The sequence below is a fragment of the Prochlorococcus marinus XMU1412 genome, from assembly GCF_017696315.1.
Lineage (GTDB): Bacteria > Cyanobacteriota > Cyanobacteriia > PCC-6307 > Cyanobiaceae > Prochlorococcus_A > Prochlorococcus_A marinus_AF.
The window spans coordinates 111,461-130,627 of the sequence record NZ_JAAORJ010000001.1 but is presented as its reverse complement, the minus strand read 5'-3'; the positions used below and the strand labels follow the sequence as shown (position 1 = coordinate 130,627).

Sequence of the window (19,167 nt, the reverse complement as noted above, 5' to 3'; positions counted from 1 at the left end):
AATATCCCAAACATTCTTGTTCCATTACTTCATTCAGAAACTTAATGTCTAGCAAATTATCGACTTTTATTTGTCAGAATTGCGGATCTGAAACTTCTCAATACTTTGGTAGATGCCTAAATTGCAACTCATGGAATTCCATTGTTGAAGAAATAAAAAGTAAGAGATCTAAATATCAAGAAATAAAAAATATAAAAAATAATAAAAAATCTATACCGTTTAACGAGATTTCATCAGAAAAAATATCAAGATTTACAAGTGGTTTTAGAGAATTTGATCGAGTGCTTGGAGGTGGGATAGTTCCTGGATCTGTTGTATTACTAGGAGGAGAACCAGGTATAGGCAAAAGCACAATAGTTCTTCAATCAGCAGGAAAAATATCTCTTAATGAGAAAGTTTTATATATAACTGCAGAAGAATCTCTAGAACAAGTAAAAATTAGATGGGAAAGATTAAATCAAAACAGTATAGATTTGAAAATTTTTGCAGAAACCAATTTATCCCTAATTATTGAAGAGATCAAAAGTGTAAATCCAAGTTTCGCAATTATTGATAGTATTCAAGCCATCCATAATCATGAAATGCAAAGTTCTCCAGGATCGGTTTCTCAAGTTAGAGAATGTTCATCTGAATTGCAAAATCTTGCCAAAGATAATAATATCGCTCTTCTAATAATTGGTCATGTAACCAAAGATGGTTCTTTAGCTGGCCCTAAAACTCTAGAGCATTTAGTTGATACAGTAATAAACTTTGAAGGAGATAATATTTCCTCACATAGATTACTAAGAAGTATAAAAAATCGATTTGGATCGACCTTCGAGATTGGAATTTTTGAAATGCTTGAAGAAGGTTTACGAGAGATACAAAACCCAAGTTCAATTTTTACAAATAAAGAAAACATTTCAGGTGTAACGACTACGATTACAAATGAAGGCTCTCGACCATTAGCAGTTGATATACAAGCACTAGTAAATAAAACTTTCTACAGTAACCCAAGACGTATTACAACTGGAATAAGCATAAATAGATTGCATCAAATTCTAGCTGTTATTGAAAAACACGTAGGGATAAAATTATCTGAATTTGATTGTTATATTGCTACTGGTGGGGGTTTTGAGATTAATGATCCATCTTCTGACTTAGGTGTAGCAATATCAATTTTATCAAGTTTGAAAAATATTCCTCCTTTGCCAAGTAGCTCATTTATTGGGGAATTGGGTTTGAGTGGTCAAGTTAGAAAATCGAATAATCTTCGGACAAAGATAGAAGAAGCTGTAAGACTAGGGATCAAAAATATAGTAGTGCCAAAGCTAGAGGAGGAACTAAATGATAATTTTCAAAATTTAATAAATATTAAAGAGATATCCAATATCAAAGAAGCTGTTGATTATTCTTTATCGAAATAAAAATCAAAGATACATATCAATTGAGCTTCTTCCTGAGTTTTTCAACCAATTCTCAATATCTAGATACCCACCGGGATAAAGTCTCACTGCTTTAGACCAGACTTCAGCAGCTTTATCAAACCAAATATCTCTCTGATCTAAATCACCATTTTGCTCAGCATATCTTCCCCTTTTTTCATAAATTAAACCTATATTTTTCAAACATGATGGCTGTTTGGGATTTTCTACTAATGCTTTTTCATAAGTTTCAATAGACAAATCCTCTTCACCATTACTCATATATATAATTGCCATATTTTTTAAAGTCTCACCCCTATCAATTTTATTTTCTTCAAGCAGTAAGCTCTCTTTGTAATACTCTAATGCTTCGGAATAATCCCCATTATTTTGTGCAGCTAAGCCATCTCTATAGTAAATATATGCCTTTTTTTCTTTCTCAGCGATAGGCATTATTTTTACAATAGATTCGGCAATTACAGTAAAAGCTTTATCAATAAAATTGTCTCTGTTTTGATTACTAGGCACTGCTCAAAATCTAATAAAATTAATATAGTAATTTAAAAAATAACTATTTAAAAAGTCTATTACATTTATTATTATAGTTAATTATTATTATAGTTAAATATAAAGCTAAGCATTAATTTGCTTTTATCGTGAAAAATATGGAGAGCATTCAATTAAGCGTTTCAGGAATGAAGTGCGGAGGTTGTGTTAGTACTGTTGAAAAAATATTGAATAATTCTGACGGTATTGAAAATGTTTCTGTTAACTTGCTGACTGAAAGTGCTTATTTTGAAATTACCCAGAAACATATAGAAATAGAATCAGTTCTCGAAAATCTAAAAGAGAATGGTTTCCCATCAAAAATTTACGTAAATGACTTTTCAAAAAAAATAAATAAAGCAGAATTAGAAAAAAAAAAGAGGTGGAAAAATAAATGGAAAAAACTAACTTTTGCCCTATTACTTTTATTATTTTCAGGATTAGGTCATCTGGCAGAAGGAAGATATATAAATTTTCCAATATTAGGTAATATATTTTTTCACGCTTCATTAGCAACATTAGCTCTATTATTTCCCGGCAGAGGAATAATTATTAATGGATTAAAATCATTTATTAAGAACCGCCCCGATATGGATTCTTTAGTAGCTCTTGGAGTAATTAGCGCATATACAACAAGTCTTCTGTCCTTAATATTTCCTGCCACTGGTTTTCCTTGTTTTTTTAATGAGCCAGTTATGCTGTTAGGCTTCATACTGATTGGGCGTTACTTAGAAGAAAGAGCAAGATATCAAACTGGCTCATCCATTGGAGAATTATTAGATCTTCAACCTGAAATGGCAAATATCTACACAGAAGACAATCAAATAAAGTCAATAAGGGTGAACACTTTAAGACCTGATCAAGAGATTCAAGTTTTAGCAGGTGACAGAGTACCTGCTGACTGCATTGTTACCCGAGGTAATTCATATGTTGATGTTTCACATATTACTGGAGAATCCAAACCTATAGAAATAAAAGAAGGCGAAAATCTATCTAGCGGATCTTTAAATCTTAATTCAACTCTTAGACTTAAAGTACAAAAAGTTGGCGGAGATTCTTCTCTTGCAAAACTAGTAAATCTTATTGAATCTGTAAACGCTAGAAAACCTCGCATTCAAAGCATTGCTGATGAAATTGCAGGTAAATTTTCTTACTTTGTACTTATTTTTGCTACTTTAACCTTCTTCTTTTGGTGGAAGGGGGCAAAAAACATATGGCCTGATTTATTAAGTCAAAATCATGAATTAATAACTCATTCAAGCCATACACTGCATAGTTCACTTGGTAGTAATGCTGAGAATTTCCTGAGTTTAGCAATTCAATTATCAATTGCCGTTTTAGTGATAGCTTGTCCTTGTGCATTAGGTTTAGCCACCCCAACTGTAATAACTGTTGCATCAGGTAAAGCAGCAAAAAAAGGGGTTTTATTTAAAGGGGGGGATAAAATAGAGATGGCTTCAAAAATTAATCATATTATTTTTGACAAGACAGGTACTTTAACAAAAGGTAAGCCTTTCATTGTTGATTACAAAAATAATAATGATCATTCATTTTTATTAAAAATAGCTGCCAGTTTAGAAAAGGAAAGCAGACATCCAATCGCAGATGCCTTAATTCAAGAGGCAAAAAAGCAAAATTTAAGTTTATTCCCAATAAAAAAAATTTTCACTCATTCAGGGCAAGGTATTTCTGGAGAACTTGAGTCAATTGATGGACTTATTAGTATTGGAAATATTGAATGGCTGCACAGCAAAGGAATAATTATTGATAGTGATGCAAAAAAAGTCATTGAAAATGAAGAAACAAAAACGAACACTATTATTGGAGTCAGTATCAAAGATAAGTTATTAGGCTTTATTTTGCTCGGAGATTTACTCAGAGATGATTCAATTAAAACAGTTCAAAATTTGAGAGAAAAGAAATTTAAAATTAATATTTTAAGTGGCGACAGGAAACAAACAGTTTTAGCTTTAGCAAAAAAAATTGGTTGTAAAGAAACAGAAGTAAAATGGGATCTTCTTCCTGAAATGAAGCTAAAGACTATAGAAAATTTAAAAATTAATAATAAAGTGGCAATGATTGGTGATGGTATTAATGATGTCCCAGCATTAGCATCCTCAGACTTAGGAATTGCGGTAGGGTCAGGGACTCAAATAGCCAAAGCAAATGCGGATGTAGTGTTAATGGGAGATCAACTAAATGGATTACCTTACGCCTTAAATCTTGCAAAAAAAACTATAAGAAAAATAAAGCAAAATCTAACATGGGCTTTTGGTTACAACTTACTAGCTATACCTTTAGCCGCCGGCATTTTATTCCCTAAATACGGTATTCTTCTTACTCCCTCAATAGCAGCATTATTGATGGCTATTAGCTCTATTACAGTTGTAATTAATGCTTTATCTTTGGATTAAATGAAAGGAAAATTTATCGTTATTGAGGGTATTGATGGATGTGGTAAAACCACCCAAATAGATAAACTATCTAAATGGCTGCCAAGTAGTGGTCTAATAAAGAAAGGGTCTAAATTAATCACAACTAGAGAGCCTGGAGGCAGTCTTTTAGGTAAAAAACTTAGAGGACTGATTCTTGATAATAATGAAAATAACAAGCCTTCATCTCTTGCAGAATTGTTGCTTTATTCAGCGGATAGAGCTGAACACGTTTCCAAACTTATTTCACCTGCTTTAAATAACAATGATTGGGTAATAAGTGATAGATTTTCCGATTCCACACTGGCTTATCAAGGTTATGGAAGAAATATAAATTTAGAAATAATTAAAAATATTGAATCTATTGTGTGTCAAGGAGCATCTCCAGATCTCACTTTTTTCTTAGAGATTTCTCCAGAAGAGAGCATATTCCGAAGAAAAAATGAAATTCCAGACAGAATAGAATCAGAAGGTATTAGATTTTTAGAAAAAGTAAATGAAGGTTTCAAACTAATTGCCAAACAAAAAAACTGGAAAGTAATATCTGCTTCACAAAATATTCAAACTATTTCTAATCAAATTAAAGAGACTTTGCTAAACAATTTTTCTAATGACAAATGATTGAGATTAAAAAAAATAATTTTTTCTTGAATGAAGAAGTCAATACCTTTCTGAAGAATATAATGCAAAACAAATCATTGGCTAATGGTTATATATTTTATGGTGCTGAAGGATTAGGCAAAAAGCAAACTGCTCTTCAATTTATAAAAGAGATTTTCAAACAGTCTTCACAAGGCGAAAATGTTGAACAGAGAATTACTAACAATAACCATCCTGATTTTTTAATTATTGAACCTGATTCTCTTTTAGCAACGAAAAGTTCAGGAAGTTTCGATCTTGAAAAAACAATAAGAAGTGGATCTGAGATTATTAAAATTGCTCAAATACGTAATATCAAAACTTTTCTTAGTCAAAAATCAATACACTCAGAAAAAAAAATTGTTTTGATTATTGATGCACACCTCTTAAACGAAGCAGCTTCAAATTGCCTTTTAAAAACTTTAGAAGAACCTAGTAACGGCATTTTTATTTTACTAACATCTCAATTAAACCTTCTCTTAGATACGATCATCTCAAGATGTCAAATCGTCAGATTTCGACCTTTTTCTAGTAAACAGATAAAGTCAATTTTAAAAGAATATTTAGATACTTCTAAATTAAAGATAAATACAAAAATAAAACTTGAAGATTTAATAAACTCTTCAAATGGATCTCCAAATCAATTATTGAAAAATATCGAAATTTGGAATGATTTTTCAGATGAAATTTTAGGTAAATTGGATTCTCCAATTAAAAATAGTCTGGAAATATTAGAAATATCTAAATCAATATCTGAAAAATTAGAAATTTTGCAACAGATTTTTTTAGTAAATTTAATTCAAACAATTTGGTGGAGAAAAACAAAAAATATTGGTTTAGTTAAAAAACTTGAAAATTTAAAGTACCTCTTAAGAAAAAACATTCAACCAAGATTGGCATGGGAAATAGCTTTTTTAAAAATATCAATGGAAGATATATAAGATTAATCAACTGCAGAATTTATCAAATTAGGATTTCTTGCTTGAATGAACTCTTGCTTAGCAATTTCCACTTGAGAACCAATAGGTAACTCAAGACAATATCCAGCACCGTACACAGTTTTTATATAAATAGGTTTGCGTGGATCAGGTTCAAGTTTAGTGCGTAAGTGTCTGATATGAACTCTTATTGTCTCAATATCATCATCAGGTTCATATCCCCATACTTCTTTAAGAATTAATGCTGGCGATACAGTTTGACCATGTCTCTGCAGAAGACAATGAAGAAGTTCAAATTCAAGATGCGTTAACCTAACAGGAGATTCAAACCATATAGCTTCAAATCTTTCCGGAACAAGAGTTAAAGGTCCATAATTTAGTATTTCTTGCTGGTTACTAGAATTTAATTGTGCTCTATTAGTTCTTCTTAATAAAGCTTTTATGCGTACATATAATTCTTCTAAATCGAATGGTTTAGTAATGTAATCATCTGCTCCAGAATTAAACCCAGTAACTTTATCTTTAAGTCCGCCTAAAGCAGTTATCATCAAAATTGGTATATTTGATGTTCTTTCATCTCTTCTTAGTCGCTGGCATAATGTTAAACCGTCAACACTTGGTAGCATTAAATCCAACAGTATTAAATCAGGTGAATATTGAAGAGCTAATGCTTGTCCTTTAATACCATCTTCAGCTTTTTGAACATCGAAACCAGAATGCTCTAAATGCCTAGCTACCAAATCACGCATATCACGATCATCTTCAATTAAAAGGATTGAAATTTTCATATTTATAAACTATTAAATTAAAATTAAGTTTTAATATTTAGATTCTCTCAAGAATTTATAAAGATTGCTGAATTACTGTAAAAAATTTTATCAATTAGTTTTATCAAATAACTTAGTGATAACAATGAATTAGATGGAAATTACAAATTTTAAAAAATTTGAAATTTTAGAATTTCTTTCGATTCTATTTACTTTTTCTTAATAATCAAAGGATTATTAGGAATAAATAATGGTACAAATTGAAAGAATATCTAATTCATATTGCTATTAAATGGCTTAGAAAAATTGAACTAAATATAGATTTTCAGTTTTCAAAAAGGAATTAACTAATTTTAAAATTATTAATTTCTCAAAAATGTTCCAACTTATAATTTTGTCTATATTAAAAAAAATTTAAGTATCCATGAAAAAGAAGTCTATTATCTATTCTGATTTATCAAAAAAACAACTAGAAACCCTTAAAGAACTTTACATTCAAAAAAAAGTTGAATCGATGAGTCATCAAGAACTTAAACAATATGTATTAGAAATTATTTCTCATCAGATTAACGATACTATTGGCAAGGAAGAGGAAATGGAAGCATGGCGAGAAATGTCAGATTTTTTTGGAGAACAATTTGAAAGAAATATCTTAGAAATACAAACAAAATTCATTGACGATAAAAACGTAATTGAAACAGAAATAGATTCTCAAAAGCAAAGAATAGAATTACTTGAACGGAATAATTTGGATCAAGAGAAAAAGGATATGTGGGATGACTAGAATTTCCTGAATGATGGATTAATTCAAACGATATAAACAAAAATATCTCTTAATTTTAAAAAATGAAAATTAATCAAAGAGCATTTTTTTACATTTTTGTAGAGAATTTAGTAAATGTTCTAATTACTGTTCTAAAAAAACAATTATATAATCCTTAACACTTTGTATAAAAATAAAATATAATTATTTTTAATGTTCTATATACTGTTATTAATATAAAGTAAATATACTCGATTATATCTTCGGCTAACCACTATTTGATAAAAAAGAAGTTAAAGCAATAAAAAAGTCACCTTTTTAGGGTGACTTTGAATAACTTTTTGGAATTTATAAACTCCCCGGGCGGGATTCGAACCTGCGACCAATCGATTAACAGTCGATCGCTCTACCGCTGAGCTACCGAGGAATATAAATGAATCTAGCTCTTTAAAGTACCTTATGACAAGTACAAGAATTAATTATATTGAAATTTTGATGGTTCTTGCCAGCTAGATAAAAAACCATTTTTCAACTCTGCTACTGCATCAGCATAAGTTAATTCTTCATAACGATGAGTAATCCACAAAGCTGATAAAGGTTTTTTATGGTCACTTGTAAGATTTTTAATAGTTTGTAAAACTTTTAATTGGCTGGTTTGATCAAGTAACGCTGTAGGCTCATCTAAAAGAATAAAATTTCTATTACTAATCAGAGCGCATGCAATAGTTAAACGTTGTTTTTGTCCACCGCTCAAAGTATGAACTGGCCTTTTTTCAAAACCATTCATTCCTACCTGATCAAGCACATATTCAATTTTTTTATTAATTTCATTTTGACTTATATTCTGATTAATATTAATCAGAAGTTCACTCCTACAATTTGGCATCAATATTTGATGATCAGGGTTTTGGAACACCATTCCAATATTTGCATTAGAGTCAATGACACCTTTTTTGGGTCTGATTATTCCATTAATTAATTTTAAAAGAGTACTTTTTCCGCTCCCGTTTTTACCTACGACCATCCAAAATCCAGGTTTTTTTATTGAGAAGTTACATTTAAAAATTAAATTTTCTTTTTCTCCTGGATATGAAAAAGAAACTTCTTTAAATTTAATATGAGGTATTTCATTCTCAAGGGAATCTCGCATTAACTCTATCAATCTATATTGAGAGAAAATCCTGGCCTTTTAGCTCCTCCTGCTACTGAAGATTTTTCATATATCTGAACAGAAATGATTTCTTTAGCTCTTACAGCAATTAATTTATCTTGCACTTTGTCACACCTTAATTCGATCAAGTTTGAGGATTCTAAAGTTTCATTCATAGAAGTTTTTATTTCATCATAAATTCGTTTAACCTCATCAAATTCTTTCTTCTGAATTGAAAGTGGAAAAGGTGAATATCTCAGACTTAGTTCTAACGAATACATAATCTTAATAAAACTCCCTTTTATATTACTAAATATTTTTCCGCAAGAAGTTATTTAAATTAAATTCTTTTGAGAAAATTATATAAAAGATCTTTAAATACAATTATTATAAATGTAGGAAATTTTATTTTGCATTTTAAAAATAATTTCATGGAAATAGCTAATGATATAACTTCTCTAGTTGGAAATACCCCATTAGTTAAATTAAATCGAATCAGAAAGTATTTTGATTGTTATCCAGAAATAATAGCCAAACTAGAAAGTTTCAATCCATCAGCGTCCGTTAAGGATCGGATCGCTTATTCAATGTTATATAAAGCTGAAAAAGAAGGATTGATAACACCAGATAAAACAACTTTAATTGAAGCAACTAGCGGTAATACTGGGATCGCATTAGCAATGGTTGCCGCAGCAAAAGGCTATAAATTGATATTAACTATGCCGGATACGATGAGTATTGAGAGAAGGGCAATGTTGAGAGCATATGGAGCTGAATTACAGCTAACACCTGGGAAAGACGGAATGAAAGGAGCTTTAGATTTAGCTAATGAGTTGTCTTCAACCATTGCAAATAGCTATCAATTTAATCAGTTTGAAAACTTTGCTAATCCAGAAATTCACGAAAGAACAACGGCCCAAGAAATATGGTCCCAATCCAATAATAATTTAGATGGACTAGTTACAGGAGTAGGCACAGGAGGAACAATTACTGGTTGTGCACGTTTTTTGAAAAAAGTTAATCCAAATTGCAAAATTTATGCCGTAGAACCCCAAAAAAGTGCTGTAATTTCAGGAGAAAAAGCAGGATCACATTCGATTCAAGGAATTGGAGCGGGTTTCGTACCAAAAGTTCTTAATACTAAATTAATTGATGAAATTATAAAAATAGATGACGATGAAGCATTTTATTATGGGCGTTTATTAGCTAGATTGGAAGGCCTTTTATCTGGCATCAGCAGCGGTGCAGCTTTAGCAGCAACTATAAAAATCGGCAAAAGAAAAGAACTAATGAATAAAAGATTGATAGTTATTCTTCCAAGTTTTGGAGAAAGATATTTATCAACAGCAATGTTTGAATCTAATACTTCAATTCAAGCCAGAAAAGATGGTTATCTTTAATGCATAATTTATAAAAATGAAAAAAAATTTATATGAAGAATTAGGCCTCAAACAAAATGCAACCAGAAGTGAAATTAAATCTTCATATCGCTCTTTAGTTAAGCAACATCATCCAGATGCAGGCGGCAAGAAAGAACGATTTCTTGCCATACAAAATGCCTGGGAAACTCTAAATGACCCTATAAAAAAGAAACAATACGATAGCAGTTTTTCCTTTTCCAGCTCATCATTTGATTCATTAAATGAAAATTGGGAAGAGAAATTTAATTCAAAAAAACATAATTCTTCAATTAAGGACAAAGAAGTTGAAACATGGATTAAAGAAATTTATAGTCCGATAAATAGATTAATTAGTCAAATCATTAAACCTTTGAATAACGAAATAAAAAAACTATCTGCGGATCCATATGATGACGAACTAATGGAAAATTTTTGCAGTTATATTATTCTTTCACAAAAGAAAATAGAAAAAGTTGAAAAAATTTATAATAAAAAAATAGTTCCAAAGTCTATTTCAGCTTTAGGCCTTGATCTTTATCATTGTTTTTCACAAGTTAAAGATGCGCTATCAGAATTTGATAGATATACACAAGGATACGTAGATAATTACTTATTTGATGGCAAAGAAATGATCAAAGAAGCAAAAAGAATACAATCAAAGATGTCTATAGAGAAAAAAAATAAAAACTTTTAGATGTAAAAATTTTATTGAGTATATTCTTTAAGTTGATCTAATTTAAACCAAACATCTGGAACAGGTCTGCGCCATCGAACCTGAGCATATTCGTCTTTGACTGAAAGAATCTCTCCAGGACCTTCAAAGACATAATTAGGTAGATCATCATCACTGGCTAGCGCTTCAATACTTTTTTTATAATTTTCTCTATCGACAAAAACTAAGCATCCTTTCTTGAGAGGTTTCTTTGGAATAGAATCTGTCATGATAAATTCAAGAAAGTTATTTGAAATCTATTATACAAAAACTTGTTTGAAAACTATTGAAAAAAATTTATACGGTAATAAGAATTACAAACTTCAAAAAAATTTAATAGCCTTAAATGATAAACATCTATAAGATATGCGTCTTTTACTACTTGGCTGCACTGGATTTGTTGGTAAAGAATTAGTGCCAACACTACTCACTGAAAATCACGAAATATACATTGTAAGTAGAAAACCCATTAGTAAATTAAAGCTTGATTTAGATTTCAATAAGTTTAAATTTTTTCAAATAGATTTATCAAAAGAAAAAAACTGGAATAACGAAAATCTTCTTAACATTTTAAGAGAAACAGATGGAATTATTAACTTGATGGGAGAACCCATAGCAGAAAAAAAATGGACTTCTGAACAAAAAAAGGAAATTGAAAATAGTCGTATTAACACCACCAAATTCATGATGAAGACCCTTAAAAATTTAAAAATAAATCCAAAAGTCATTATAAATGGATCAGCTATAGGTTATTACGGTACAAGTTTGTCTGGTGAATTTACTGAAAATAGTCCTGGAGGAAAAGACTTTCTATCTAATCTTTGCAAGAAATGGGAAACGGTCGCCGCTGAAAAACCATTTTTCTCAAGGTTAGTTATTTTTAGAATTGGAATTGTTCTAGAGAAAGACGGAGGAGCATTAGGAAAAATGCTCCCTATATTTAAAGTTGGATTGGGTGGCCCAATTGGAGATGGTAAGCAATGGATGAGTTGGATTCATAGAACTGATTTATGTGCATTAATTATTCAAGCATTAGTTGATAAAAAGTATTCGGGAGTATTTAATGCTGTTGCACCAAATCCAGTATTAATGAGAGAATTTTCTCAGACTTTAGGCAAATGTCTTAATAGACCTAATTTACTTCCAGTGCCTGGAGCGGTTTTAAAAATATTGTTAGGGGATGGAGCGAAAGTTGTTTTAGAAGGACAAAAAGTAATTAGCAGTAAAATCAAAAATTATAATTTTAAATATCCTCTTCTTGAGAAAGCAATTTACGCCTCCACCAAGAATTAATACCGTTTACTAAAGCACCAATAATAAGAATTGTTATCAATGGAACTACAAGAGGATTCCAAACTATCTGAATAAAATTAATAAAAATAAATATCCCATTAAATTGCATGATGATTGCAAAAATAAAAAATATTGCAAAAAAAATGACTATAAATAAATTTATTAATAACAAATTATCGATAACTTGTTTTAACTGATTTTGATTATTCTCCTTAGTCATTTTTCATAACAATATTCATATCATCAACCATTTTAAGACAAGCTTTGTTTTCACCTAGTCTTTTTTTAGCATTTTCATCACATGAGATCATAAACTTCTTATTTAGCTGTATTAGGTATATTATTTTTATGATCAATTTAATTGACTGATTGATTTGATCATTTTTGTCTTTATATTTACTGGCACAAAAAACATATTTTCCAAGCAAACGTCTTTGAGCTTCTGCAAAAGTTTTTGTAAATTGTGGACCTTTACCTTCAATCTGAATAACCGGTTTTCCTAATCCAATCGCTTGCTCTGCTGCTGTTCCTGCCATGCTGATACAGCATCTACTTTTCAATAATATTTTGTCAAAATTATTCCAATATATATTCACTTCTAAAAATTTATATTGGAATTTCAAGAGATTATTATCTTTTATATTTTCAATTCTTAACCATCCTCTTTTTTGAAATATCTCCTTTATTTTTGATGAAGATAGAGAATTAACTATCGCAAAATTAAACTGAATTTTTTGAAAATATCTTAAATCTGACAATGCCTCTAATACCTCTAAAATCAAAACAAAATTATCTAAAATCTCAGGGAATCTACTTCCTGGAAATAATCCAATACTAAATTGATCTTTATTTAATTCTTTGTTTCTAGGAAAAAACTTATCCATAAATGGGTTGCCTAAAAAAGACACTTTCTTTTTTAGTTGCAATGTTAAATCACTAGCTGTAAGGGAATCTCTTGTATATATTTTTTTTGCTTTTTGTGAGAGCAAGAAAAATTTAGAAGGCCATGGTAATTTCAACTTACCTTCATAATGGCTGGAATAAGCAACTAGATATGTAAAAAAATCTTTCTTACAAACCCATGCAAAAAAAACTGGCACAATATCTCCAACTATAAAGAAATAATCATATTTTTTTCTTATTTTAAAAGTTAAATATAATCTTTTTAGAAGATAAAATATTTCTCCTCCAAATATCTCAGTAAGTCTTCCCTTAAAAGAATTATAACCAATTCCTCCAGTTCTAAATTCCTTAGTTTTACCGATAATCTTAATTTTTTCTTTTTCGTAATGGTTTCCCTTACCAACAATTGGCAAAGCATGAACAGAATAACCACTTTTTACGAATTGTTTAGCTATCAGACTGCCAGATAGATCTTCTCCATGCCCATTACTTAAAATTAAAATCTTAAACAATTAAAAATCCAACCATTGTTTTACTTTGGTTAACTCAGGCCAATCTGGATATCTACTTAATCCGTCTTCAACAGATTCTTTCAACTCACTTTTCACATCTGGCATCATCATGGACATTTTTTTTATTAACTCAATATGATCCCTAACACCTTTATTATTGGTAGCCAAAAGAGCTAAAGACAAATTCATTCTTGCTTGTGGATCTTGCTGATTTAATCGAACAGCTTGTCTGGCAGCTGACAAAGCTTCTTCATTATTTTTCAAAAGTAATTGAAGCCATGATAAACAAGTCCAGGCAGCAAAATGATTTGGAATTTGCTGTATAATTTTTTGAAAATCTTGAACGATTGGAATTAAATCATGCCCTGCTTTATATCTTGATAAAGCTGCATTAAAATCCTCTTCGATGGGATTAATTTCGTTATTCATTATTTATTAAACTGCAAAGGAGCTTCCACAACCGCAAGTTTGCGAAGCATTGGGATTTACAAAATTAAAGCCACCTCCAATTAATTCCTTACTAAAATCTAATTGCATTCCATAAATATATAACAGACTTTTAGGATCACAAACTACTTGAAAGTTTTGATCAGCTTTTAATGAATAATCATAAACTTTATCATCGGGATTTATTTCATTAGTTCCTATGAAATCCATCGTGTAACTCATCCCACTACAGCCACCTGATCTTACTCCTACCCTTAGTGCTTTTTTATCACTTTGGCCCTTCAATAAATTTGAAATTTGTTCTATAGCATCATTCGTAATTAAGATACCTTTGCCATCATCAGAATTTTTAACTTCCTGTTTAACTTCTACATTTTCCATAAAAAGGGATTTTTACTATTTATAATATAAAAACTTAATCGATAGGATGCATAGAACAAACGTTATCCAAACTTGATTTGTTATAATTTTAAGAAAAAAGTGAAAATTGCAATAGTTGGTTCTGGATTAGCTGGTCTTACAGCAGCAGTCAATTTAGTTGATGAAGGCCACGAAGTAGAAATTTACGAGAGCAGGTCATTTTGGGGAGGTAAAGTAGGAAGTTGGGAAGATAAGGATGGCAACCACATAGAAATGGGTTTACATGTATTTTTTTACAATTACGCAAATCTTTTTAAATTAATGAAAAAAGTGGGAGCTCTAGACAATTTACTCCCGAAAGATCATACTCATCTATTTATCAATAATGGTGGTAATTTAAAATCGTTAGACTTTAGATTCCCTTTAGGTGCTCCATTTAACGGACTTAAAGCTTTTTTTACCACCGAACAACTTACTTGGGTAGATAAATTCAGAAATGCCTTGGCTTTAGGGACAAGTCCAATCGTTAGAGGATTGATAGACTATGAAGGCGCAATGAAAATAATTAGAGATCTAGATAGAATTAGTTTTAAAGAATGGTTTTTAAACCATGGTGGAAGTGAAAAAAGTTTAGAAAGAATGTGGGATCCTATCGCATATGCATTAGGTTTTATTAATTGCAAAGATATTTCAGCAAGATGCATGCTAACTATATTCATGATGTTTGCTTCAAAAACTGAAGCCTCAAAACTTAATCTTTTAAAAGGTTCCCCACATAAGTGGTTAACGCAACCCATCGTCGACTACATCACAAACAAAGGAGCAACAATACATCTTAACCATAAGGTAGAAGAAATCATCTATGAAAAGGAATCATCCTCTTATTCAGTAAATCAATTAAAAATATCTTCTCCTGAAGGGATTAAGGCAGTGTTTGCAGATAAATTTCTAGCTGCCTGTGATGTTCCTGGAATAAAAAAAATAATTCCAAAAGAATGGTATCAATTTAAAGAATTTGAAGGTTTAAAAAAACTTAGAGCTGTAGCTGTTGCCACAATCCAATTAAGATATGACGGTTGGGTTACTGAATTACAAAAAGATAATACTGGAAACGAACCAATTGGACTAGATAACCTTCTTTATTCTGCTGATGCCTCTTTCAGTTGTTTTGCTGATTTAGCATTAGCAAGTCCAGCAGACTATAGAAAAAAAGATATGGGATCTCTTCTCCAATGTGTTTTAACTCCTGGCGATAGATGGATGGGAAGATCTACAGAAAGAATTACAAAAGAAATTGATAAAGAGGTTCGCCGTCTATTCCCATCCTCAAAAAACCTTAAATTGCTTTGGAGTAACGTGGTACAAATTCCACAATCACTCTATAGAGAAGCTCCCGGTATGGAACCTTTCAGACCCGATCAAAAAACATCTATATCTAATTTCTTCATGGCTGGTAGTTATACAAAACAAGATTACATAGACTCTATGGAGGGAGCTACAATGAGTGGTCATTTAGCTGCCGCGGCAATTTTAGAGAAGAAAGCCGAATTAGCAAAAAATCTTGCAGTAAGTTAATTAATGGGTACTTGGCTAAAACATGACGTAATAACAGTTGTTAATGCGCCTCTTGAAAATGTATGGGACACATGGAGCGATTTAGACTCAATGTCACTTTGGATGAGCTGGATTGAATCTGTAAAAACAGTTGACGAAGAAACTAATACGTTACCAGATTTAACAGAATGGACTTTAGCTGCAAATGGCTTTAGATTTAAATGGAAAGCTCAAATTACAGAAAGGGTTGAAAAAAGTAAACTTAAATGGAAATCAATAGGAGGTTTACCAACTGAGGGATCAGTAGTTTTCGAAAGTAAAACTGATCAAATCACAACGGTAAATTTAGCAATAACTTATGAGCTACCTAAAATGATTGCACGGTTTATGGAAGAAAATATCTTAGGCAAAATGGTAACAAACGAATTACAGGCCAATATTGATAGGTTCAAAGATTTAGTTGAAAAGAACTATTCAAAAAATTTTTCTAACTAAAAATATTAATTGCCAGATCTAGCAGTCCTTCAAAGGTATATTTTTGTGCCTGACTATCAACTCTTCCAAAAATCTTGTTACATATTTTTGTTGTCTGAGGTCCAATAGATAACAACTTAATCTGATCAAAATAATCTAACCATTGTTTACCAAGTTTTTTTTCTAGTAAAAAAGCAGCATTTACTACGGTTTTACCGCTTGAGAAAATAATTGCATCTACTTTTCGATTAGAAATAATATCAATTGTTTCTTCTGGAATTGAGTCAGGACATCTAGTTTCATATGCAGCAACCTCAAATACACGAGCGCCAGCCTTTCTAAATTGATCTGCAATTAGATCCCTACCACCTGTCTGAACTCTTGGTACAAAAACTCGAAGTCCATAACCAGATACTGGGAAATTATCAATTAAACTTTCAGCAACAAATTCTGGAGGTATAAAATCAGCCTTAATCCCAAAATCATCAAGAGTTTTTGAGGTTTTTTCTCCGACTACGGCGATTTTTGTTTTTTTAGAACATTCTTTTAATGAACTATTAAAGTATCTAAGTCTTTTATCCACAAATTTGATCCCATTACTACTGGAAAAAATAATCCAATGAAAATCATTTATTTGATTTAATGCTTCGTCAAGAGGATTCAAATCATCAGGATCACCAATACTTATTGCAGGCAAATCAAATACATTAGCGCCCTTGCTTGTGAAAATCTTTTTTATATCCAATATCCCTTCTTTTGATCGAGTAATAATTATATTTCTTTGATCAAGGGGTAGATCAACTTTTGGCATCCTTTTCCTCAACATTATTATTTTGATTTTTATTTTTTAATTCATCGAGAAGTTTCAAGACTGATAATCCTTTATCAAGAACAACATCGTCTTTAAAATTTATCTCTGGAACTCTTCTCATCTCAATTCTTTTTCCTAAACTATGCCTTATAGAGCTTTTAGCAGTATTCAAGTTTTCCACAATCTCTTTCCTTACTTTCTCTTCAGCAGTTGAAGTTATATAAATTTTACAGTGTTGCAAATCACCTGATAAATCAATCTTAGAAATATTGACGAAATGATCCCTAATAAGATCATTTTCTAAATCATTCTGCAAAATAAGGGTTATTTCTTTCTTCAAAAGAGAAGAAACTTTTGCAAGACGGTAATTATTTGGCATTATGGTTGTAAATTTATTGGGTTTGTCATCGCTTGCAAGACAAAATAAACAGTTATGAAAGCACTTAAGACAGAAGATATCAAACCAACTATTGTGAGTGGATTTGATCTATTCTTGAATAAAGGTTCAAGCAATGCAACAAGTCCCCCAACAATGATAGATATCAAATACTTTGGATATCTCGCAACATTAGAGAAAAATTCGCCCATCAGCTCCACAAATAGATTACTTTTTTAGCTAAGTTTTAACAAACATTAAACAGCATGATTACATTATATCAATTTAGGCATAGTGCTTTTTGTTTAAAAACAAGAATGGCTCTTCATGCAAAAAGACTACAATATCGAGTTGAAGAAGTAACACCTGGCATAGGCCAATTTGAAATCTTTAAATTATCAGGTCAAAAACAAGTACCTGTAATAGTCGATAGTAATGATCAAGTTATTAATGACTCTTCAACTATTTGCGAATATTTAGATAAAAAAAATGAAAACAATCCACTCTTTCCGGAGGATCCAATATTATTTGCACAATGCAAACTAATTGAAGACTGGGCAGATACTACAATGGCTACAACTTGTAGAAAAGCTTTAATAAAATCTGCAATAGAAAATCCACAGCTAAGAACTGCATTACTTCCAGATGAAATACCTTCTTCAGTTAAAAGTATTGTTGATAAATTACCTTTTAAAAATCTTAGTAAAATTTCTAATGTAGTTTTGTCTTCTAAAGATAATTTAGAACTCCAAAAATTACTGGAAGCTTTATCAAAATCCTTGATCAACAAGAAATATTTAGTTGGAGATAGTTTATCAATCGCAGATATTTCAATTGCTGCTCAATTATCACTTCTTAAGTTTCCAAAGTCTGCAGGACCAATTCTTTCAGGAGAGGGAAGCCAAGAATACATAAACAACCCTTATTTAGAAAATCTTTTCATTTGGAGGAACAACTTAGAAGAATATCTTTTTAGTGCTAACTCTCAATAAATTGAAACTTCAATTTATATTTATTTGTTTTTATAGCATGAATAGAAGGATCACCAACTTTTGAACCATAAGAAGCAACATATTGCACTCCACAAATTGATGGTTTGATTGGATTATCAACTTCCAATATTTCTTCGGAACATTTTTGGAATTTACTAATGGTCTCTACCTGATTCATCCTTGAAGCACCTGGCTTATGTGCTGTTTGTATAACTAGCTCATCTGCGAAAAAAATATCATCATCTTGGATCTGATTTCTCCCTGTAATTCTTGAATCAATATAAAAATCATCTTTTAAATAAGTAATTTGATTATTAATAGATTGAGGATCATTTACAACCTTTATTAAGGTTTCACCAAAAATTGCTTTTCCAATAGATTCAGAATTTTTTGCACGATTACCAACAATTAAATCTGAATCATTCTTAAAGAAATTTACTTTATAAATAACTGGCTCTTCTGAATCATTAACTATATCTTGAGAAGTAACAAGCCAATTCCCCTCGAACCATTTAGGATAAATTAAATCCCTAGAAGTATCCGATAATTTAAAATTTGGCAAATATAATTCTGGCCATTGATTTACACGATTTTCCAAAAACTCTCGTACGTTAGAATCTACTAGAGCAAAAGAACTTTCTAAAAAAATTCCTTGAAAAATCAAGCAAAGAATTAATCCAAGAAGAATTTTCATT

General features: G+C 30.7%; 24 protein-coding genes and 1 tRNA gene. 11 read left to right on the top strand and 14 right to left on the bottom strand.

Features of this window, described 5'->3' with window-relative positions:
• Window positions 1-44 precede the first annotated feature (44 nt).
• The gene (gene radA / locus HA152_RS00710) at window positions 45-1,406 is read left to right on the top strand and encodes a DNA repair protein RadA (RefSeq protein ID WP_209132523.1); all 1,362 of its coding nucleotides are present in this window, start codon (window positions 45-47) and stop codon (window positions 1,404-1,406) included.
• A gap of 3 nt (window positions 1,407-1,409) precedes the next feature.
• On the opposite strand, the gene HA152_RS00705 is transcribed toward radA, so the two are convergent.
• Window positions 1,410-1,931, bottom strand: coding sequence for a photosystem I assembly protein Ycf3 (locus tag HA152_RS00705; protein ID WP_002805833.1), 522 nt, complete (start codon window positions 1,929-1,931; stop codon window positions 1,410-1,412).
• A gap of 137 nt (window positions 1,932-2,068) precedes the next feature.
• Between HA152_RS00705 and HA152_RS00700 the strand changes: the two genes are divergently transcribed.
• The 3 genes from HA152_RS00700 to HA152_RS00690 are packed head-to-tail and all read left to right on the top strand — an operon-like array spanning window position 2,069 to window position 5,961.
• Window positions 2,069-4,363, top strand: a complete 2,295-nt coding sequence (locus HA152_RS00700; RefSeq protein WP_209132514.1) for a heavy metal translocating P-type ATPase — start codon at window positions 2,069-2,071, stop codon at window positions 4,361-4,363.
• Window positions 4,364-5,002: a dTMP kinase gene (tmk, locus tag HA152_RS00695; RefSeq protein ID WP_209132512.1), complete on the top strand. Its 639-nt coding sequence runs from the start codon at window positions 4,364-4,366 to the stop codon at window positions 5,000-5,002.
• A complete protein-coding gene (locus HA152_RS00690; RefSeq protein ID WP_209132510.1) occupies window positions 4,999-5,961 on the top strand; it encodes a DNA polymerase III subunit delta' in 963 nt (320 codons plus the stop codon). Before tmk ends, HA152_RS00690 begins: the two co-directional genes overlap by 4 nt.
• A gap of 2 nt (window positions 5,962-5,963) precedes the next feature.
• Here the strand turns inward: HA152_RS00690 and HA152_RS00685 are convergent, their stop codons facing one another.
• Window positions 5,964-6,746 (bottom strand): response regulator transcription factor, encoded by a 783-nt coding sequence (locus HA152_RS00685; RefSeq protein ID WP_209132508.1) that lies wholly within the window; start codon window positions 6,744-6,746, stop codon window positions 5,964-5,966.
• Window positions 6,747-7,149: 403 nt separating this feature from the next.
• Here HA152_RS00685 and HA152_RS00680 point away from each other — a divergent pair, with 403 nt between their 5' ends.
• Window positions 7,150-7,509, top strand: coding sequence for a DUF7326 family protein (locus tag HA152_RS00680; RefSeq protein ID WP_209132506.1), 360 nt, complete (start codon window positions 7,150-7,152; stop codon window positions 7,507-7,509).
• Window positions 7,510-7,843: 334 nt separating this feature from the next.
• Here the strand turns inward: HA152_RS00680 and HA152_RS00675 are convergent.
• The 3 genes from HA152_RS00675 to HA152_RS00665 all read right to left on the bottom strand — a co-directional run bounded on the left by HA152_RS00675 (window position 7,844) and on the right by HA152_RS00665 (window position 8,919).
• Window positions 7,844-7,915, bottom strand: a tRNA-Asn gene (locus HA152_RS00675).
• Window positions 7,916-7,963: 48 nt separating this feature from the next.
• The gene (locus tag HA152_RS00670) at window positions 7,964-8,638 is read right to left on the bottom strand and encodes an ABC transporter ATP-binding protein (RefSeq protein WP_209132504.1); all 675 of its coding nucleotides are present in this window, start codon (window positions 8,636-8,638) and stop codon (window positions 7,964-7,966) included.
• Between the two features lie 8 nt (window positions 8,639-8,646).
• Entirely contained in the window at window positions 8,647-8,919 is a 273-nt protein-coding gene (locus HA152_RS00665) for a hypothetical protein (protein ID WP_209132502.1), read from the bottom strand.
• 150 nt (window positions 8,920-9,069) lie between these two features.
• Between HA152_RS00665 and cysK the strand changes: the two genes are divergently transcribed.
• Together cysK and HA152_RS00655 are read left to right on the top strand one after the other, a co-directional pair.
• Window positions 9,070-10,038, top strand: a complete 969-nt coding sequence (gene cysK / locus HA152_RS00660; RefSeq protein WP_209132500.1) for a cysteine synthase A — start codon at window positions 9,070-9,072, stop codon at window positions 10,036-10,038.
• A 16-nt stretch (window positions 10,039-10,054) separates the two neighbouring features.
• The gene (locus HA152_RS00655; protein WP_209132498.1) at window positions 10,055-10,732 is read left to right on the top strand and encodes a DnaJ domain-containing protein; all 678 of its coding nucleotides are present in this window, start codon (window positions 10,055-10,057) and stop codon (window positions 10,730-10,732) included.
• An 11-nt stretch (window positions 10,733-10,743) separates the two neighbouring features.
• On the opposite strand, the gene HA152_RS00650 is transcribed toward HA152_RS00655, so the two are convergent.
• Complete coding sequence (locus tag HA152_RS00650; RefSeq protein WP_209132495.1) at window positions 10,744-10,980, bottom strand: NAD(P)H-quinone oxidoreductase subunit O; 237 nt, start codon at window positions 10,978-10,980, stop codon at window positions 10,744-10,746.
• 136 nt (window positions 10,981-11,116) lie between these two features.
• On the opposite strand from HA152_RS00650, the gene HA152_RS00645 reads away from it, so the two are divergent.
• Window positions 11,117-12,043, top strand: coding sequence for a TIGR01777 family oxidoreductase (locus HA152_RS00645; RefSeq protein ID WP_209132493.1), 927 nt, complete (start codon window positions 11,117-11,119; stop codon window positions 12,041-12,043).
• On the opposite strand, the gene HA152_RS00640 is transcribed toward HA152_RS00645, so the two are convergent.
• The 4 genes from HA152_RS00640 to HA152_RS00625 are packed head-to-tail and all read right to left on the bottom strand — an operon-like array spanning window position 11,994 to window position 14,286.
• Complete coding sequence (locus HA152_RS00640) at window positions 11,994-12,263, bottom strand: hypothetical protein (protein WP_209132491.1); 270 nt, start codon at window positions 12,261-12,263, stop codon at window positions 11,994-11,996. The two genes, HA152_RS00645 and HA152_RS00640, sit on opposite strands and share 50 nt — an antisense overlap.
• A complete protein-coding gene (locus HA152_RS00635) occupies window positions 12,256-13,458 on the bottom strand; it encodes a lipid-A-disaccharide synthase-related protein (protein ID WP_209132489.1) in 1,203 nt (400 codons plus the stop codon). The genes HA152_RS00640 and HA152_RS00635 overlap by 8 nt, the downstream gene beginning before the upstream one ends.
• Entirely contained in the window at window positions 13,459-13,887 is a 429-nt protein-coding gene (locus tag HA152_RS00630) for a tetratricopeptide repeat protein (protein ID WP_209132487.1), read from the bottom strand.
• 6 nt (window positions 13,888-13,893) lie between these two features.
• Window positions 13,894-14,286, bottom strand: a complete 393-nt coding sequence (locus HA152_RS00625) for a HesB/IscA family protein (RefSeq protein WP_209132485.1) — start codon at window positions 14,284-14,286, stop codon at window positions 13,894-13,896.
• Between the two features lie 99 nt (window positions 14,287-14,385).
• Between HA152_RS00625 and zds the strand changes: the two genes are divergently transcribed.
• Entirely contained in the window at window positions 14,386-15,840 is a 1,455-nt protein-coding gene (gene zds, locus HA152_RS00620; RefSeq protein ID WP_209132481.1) for a 9,9'-di-cis-zeta-carotene desaturase, read from the top strand.
• Window positions 15,841-15,843: 3 nt separating this feature from the next.
• The gene (locus HA152_RS00615) at window positions 15,844-16,314 is read left to right on the top strand and encodes an SRPBCC family protein (RefSeq protein WP_209132480.1); all 471 of its coding nucleotides are present in this window, start codon (window positions 15,844-15,846) and stop codon (window positions 16,312-16,314) included.
• Here the strand turns inward: HA152_RS00615 and HA152_RS00610 are convergent.
• From HA152_RS00610 to HA152_RS00600, 3 genes are read right to left on the bottom strand one after another with little or no spacing between them, the layout of a single operon-like run.
• Entirely contained in the window at window positions 16,307-17,104 is a 798-nt protein-coding gene (locus HA152_RS00610) for a uroporphyrinogen-III synthase (protein WP_209133289.1), read from the bottom strand. The genes HA152_RS00615 and HA152_RS00610 overlap by 8 nt on opposite strands.
• Window positions 17,091-17,483 (bottom strand): 30S ribosome-binding factor RbfA, encoded by a 393-nt coding sequence (gene rbfA, locus HA152_RS00605; RefSeq protein ID WP_209132479.1) that lies wholly within the window; start codon window positions 17,481-17,483, stop codon window positions 17,091-17,093. The genes HA152_RS00610 and rbfA overlap by 14 nt, the downstream gene beginning before the upstream one ends.
• Window positions 17,483-17,692 (bottom strand): DUF751 family protein, encoded by a 210-nt coding sequence (locus HA152_RS00600; RefSeq protein WP_002806502.1) that lies wholly within the window; start codon window positions 17,690-17,692, stop codon window positions 17,483-17,485. The genes rbfA and HA152_RS00600 overlap by 1 nt, the downstream gene beginning before the upstream one ends.
• A gap of 54 nt (window positions 17,693-17,746) precedes the next feature.
• Here HA152_RS00600 and HA152_RS00595 point away from each other — a divergent pair, with 54 nt between their 5' ends.
• On the top strand, window positions 17,747-18,472 hold the full coding sequence (locus HA152_RS00595; protein WP_209132478.1) for a glutathione S-transferase family protein: 726 nt from the start codon (window positions 17,747-17,749) through the stop codon (window positions 18,470-18,472).
• Here the strand turns inward: HA152_RS00595 and HA152_RS00590 are convergent.
• The gene (locus tag HA152_RS00590) at window positions 18,459-19,166 is read right to left on the bottom strand and encodes a DUF6816 family protein (protein ID WP_209132477.1); all 708 of its coding nucleotides are present in this window, start codon (window positions 19,164-19,166) and stop codon (window positions 18,459-18,461) included. The genes HA152_RS00595 and HA152_RS00590 overlap by 14 nt on opposite strands.
• Window position 19,167: the final 1 nt, after the last annotated feature.

Excerpts from the sequence above, each read along its gene's own strand:
- radA (WP_209132523.1), top strand. The coding sequence starts at position 45 with ATGTCTAGCAAATTATCGACTTTTATTTGTCAGAATTGCGGATCTGAA.
- HA152_RS00700 (WP_209132514.1), top strand. The coding sequence starts at position 2,069 with ATGGAGAGCATTCAATTAAGCGTTTCAGGAATGAAGTGCGGAGGTTGT.
- tmk (WP_209132512.1), top strand. The coding sequence starts at position 4,364 with ATGAAAGGAAAATTTATCGTTATTGAGGGTATTGATGGATGTGGTAAA.
- HA152_RS00690 (WP_209132510.1), top strand. The coding sequence starts at position 4,999 with ATGATTGAGATTAAAAAAAATAATTTTTTCTTGAATGAAGAAGTCAAT.
- HA152_RS00685 (WP_209132508.1), bottom strand. The coding sequence starts at position 6,746 with ATGAAAATTTCAATCCTTTTAATTGAAGATGATCGTGATATGCGTGAT.
- HA152_RS00680 (WP_209132506.1), top strand. The coding sequence starts at position 7,150 with ATGAAAAAGAAGTCTATTATCTATTCTGATTTATCAAAAAAACAACTA.
- HA152_RS00670 (WP_209132504.1), bottom strand. The coding sequence starts at position 8,638 with ATGCGAGATTCCCTTGAGAATGAAATACCTCATATTAAATTTAAAGAA.
- HA152_RS00665 (WP_209132502.1), bottom strand. The coding sequence starts at position 8,919 with ATGTATTCGTTAGAACTAAGTCTGAGATATTCACCTTTTCCACTTTCA.
- cysK (WP_209132500.1), top strand. The coding sequence starts at position 9,070 with ATGGAAATAGCTAATGATATAACTTCTCTAGTTGGAAATACCCCATTA.
- HA152_RS00655 (WP_209132498.1), top strand. The coding sequence starts at position 10,055 with ATGAAAAAAAATTTATATGAAGAATTAGGCCTCAAACAAAATGCAACC.
- HA152_RS00650 (WP_209132495.1), bottom strand. The coding sequence starts at position 10,980 with ATGACAGATTCTATTCCAAAGAAACCTCTCAAGAAAGGATGCTTAGTT.
- HA152_RS00645 (WP_209132493.1), top strand. The coding sequence starts at position 11,117 with ATGCGTCTTTTACTACTTGGCTGCACTGGATTTGTTGGTAAAGAATTA.
- HA152_RS00640 (WP_209132491.1), bottom strand. The coding sequence starts at position 12,263 with ATGACTAAGGAGAATAATCAAAATCAGTTAAAACAAGTTATCGATAAT.
- HA152_RS00630 (WP_209132487.1), bottom strand. The coding sequence starts at position 13,887 with ATGAATAACGAAATTAATCCCATCGAAGAGGATTTTAATGCAGCTTTA.
- HA152_RS00625 (WP_209132485.1), bottom strand. The coding sequence starts at position 14,286 with ATGGAAAATGTAGAAGTTAAACAGGAAGTTAAAAATTCTGATGATGGC.
- HA152_RS00615 (WP_209132480.1), top strand. The coding sequence starts at position 15,844 with ATGGGTACTTGGCTAAAACATGACGTAATAACAGTTGTTAATGCGCCT.
- HA152_RS00610 (WP_209133289.1), bottom strand. The coding sequence starts at position 17,104 with ATGCCAAAAGTTGATCTACCCCTTGATCAAAGAAATATAATTATTACT.
- rbfA (WP_209132479.1), bottom strand. The coding sequence starts at position 17,483 with ATGCCAAATAATTACCGTCTTGCAAAAGTTTCTTCTCTTTTGAAGAAA.
- HA152_RS00600 (WP_002806502.1), bottom strand. The coding sequence starts at position 17,692 with ATGGGCGAATTTTTCTCTAATGTTGCGAGATATCCAAAGTATTTGATA.
- HA152_RS00595 (WP_209132478.1), top strand. The coding sequence starts at position 17,747 with ATGATTACATTATATCAATTTAGGCATAGTGCTTTTTGTTTAAAAACA.
- HA152_RS00590 (WP_209132477.1), bottom strand. The coding sequence starts at position 19,166 with ATGAAAATTCTTCTTGGATTAATTCTTTGCTTGATTTTTCAAGGAATT.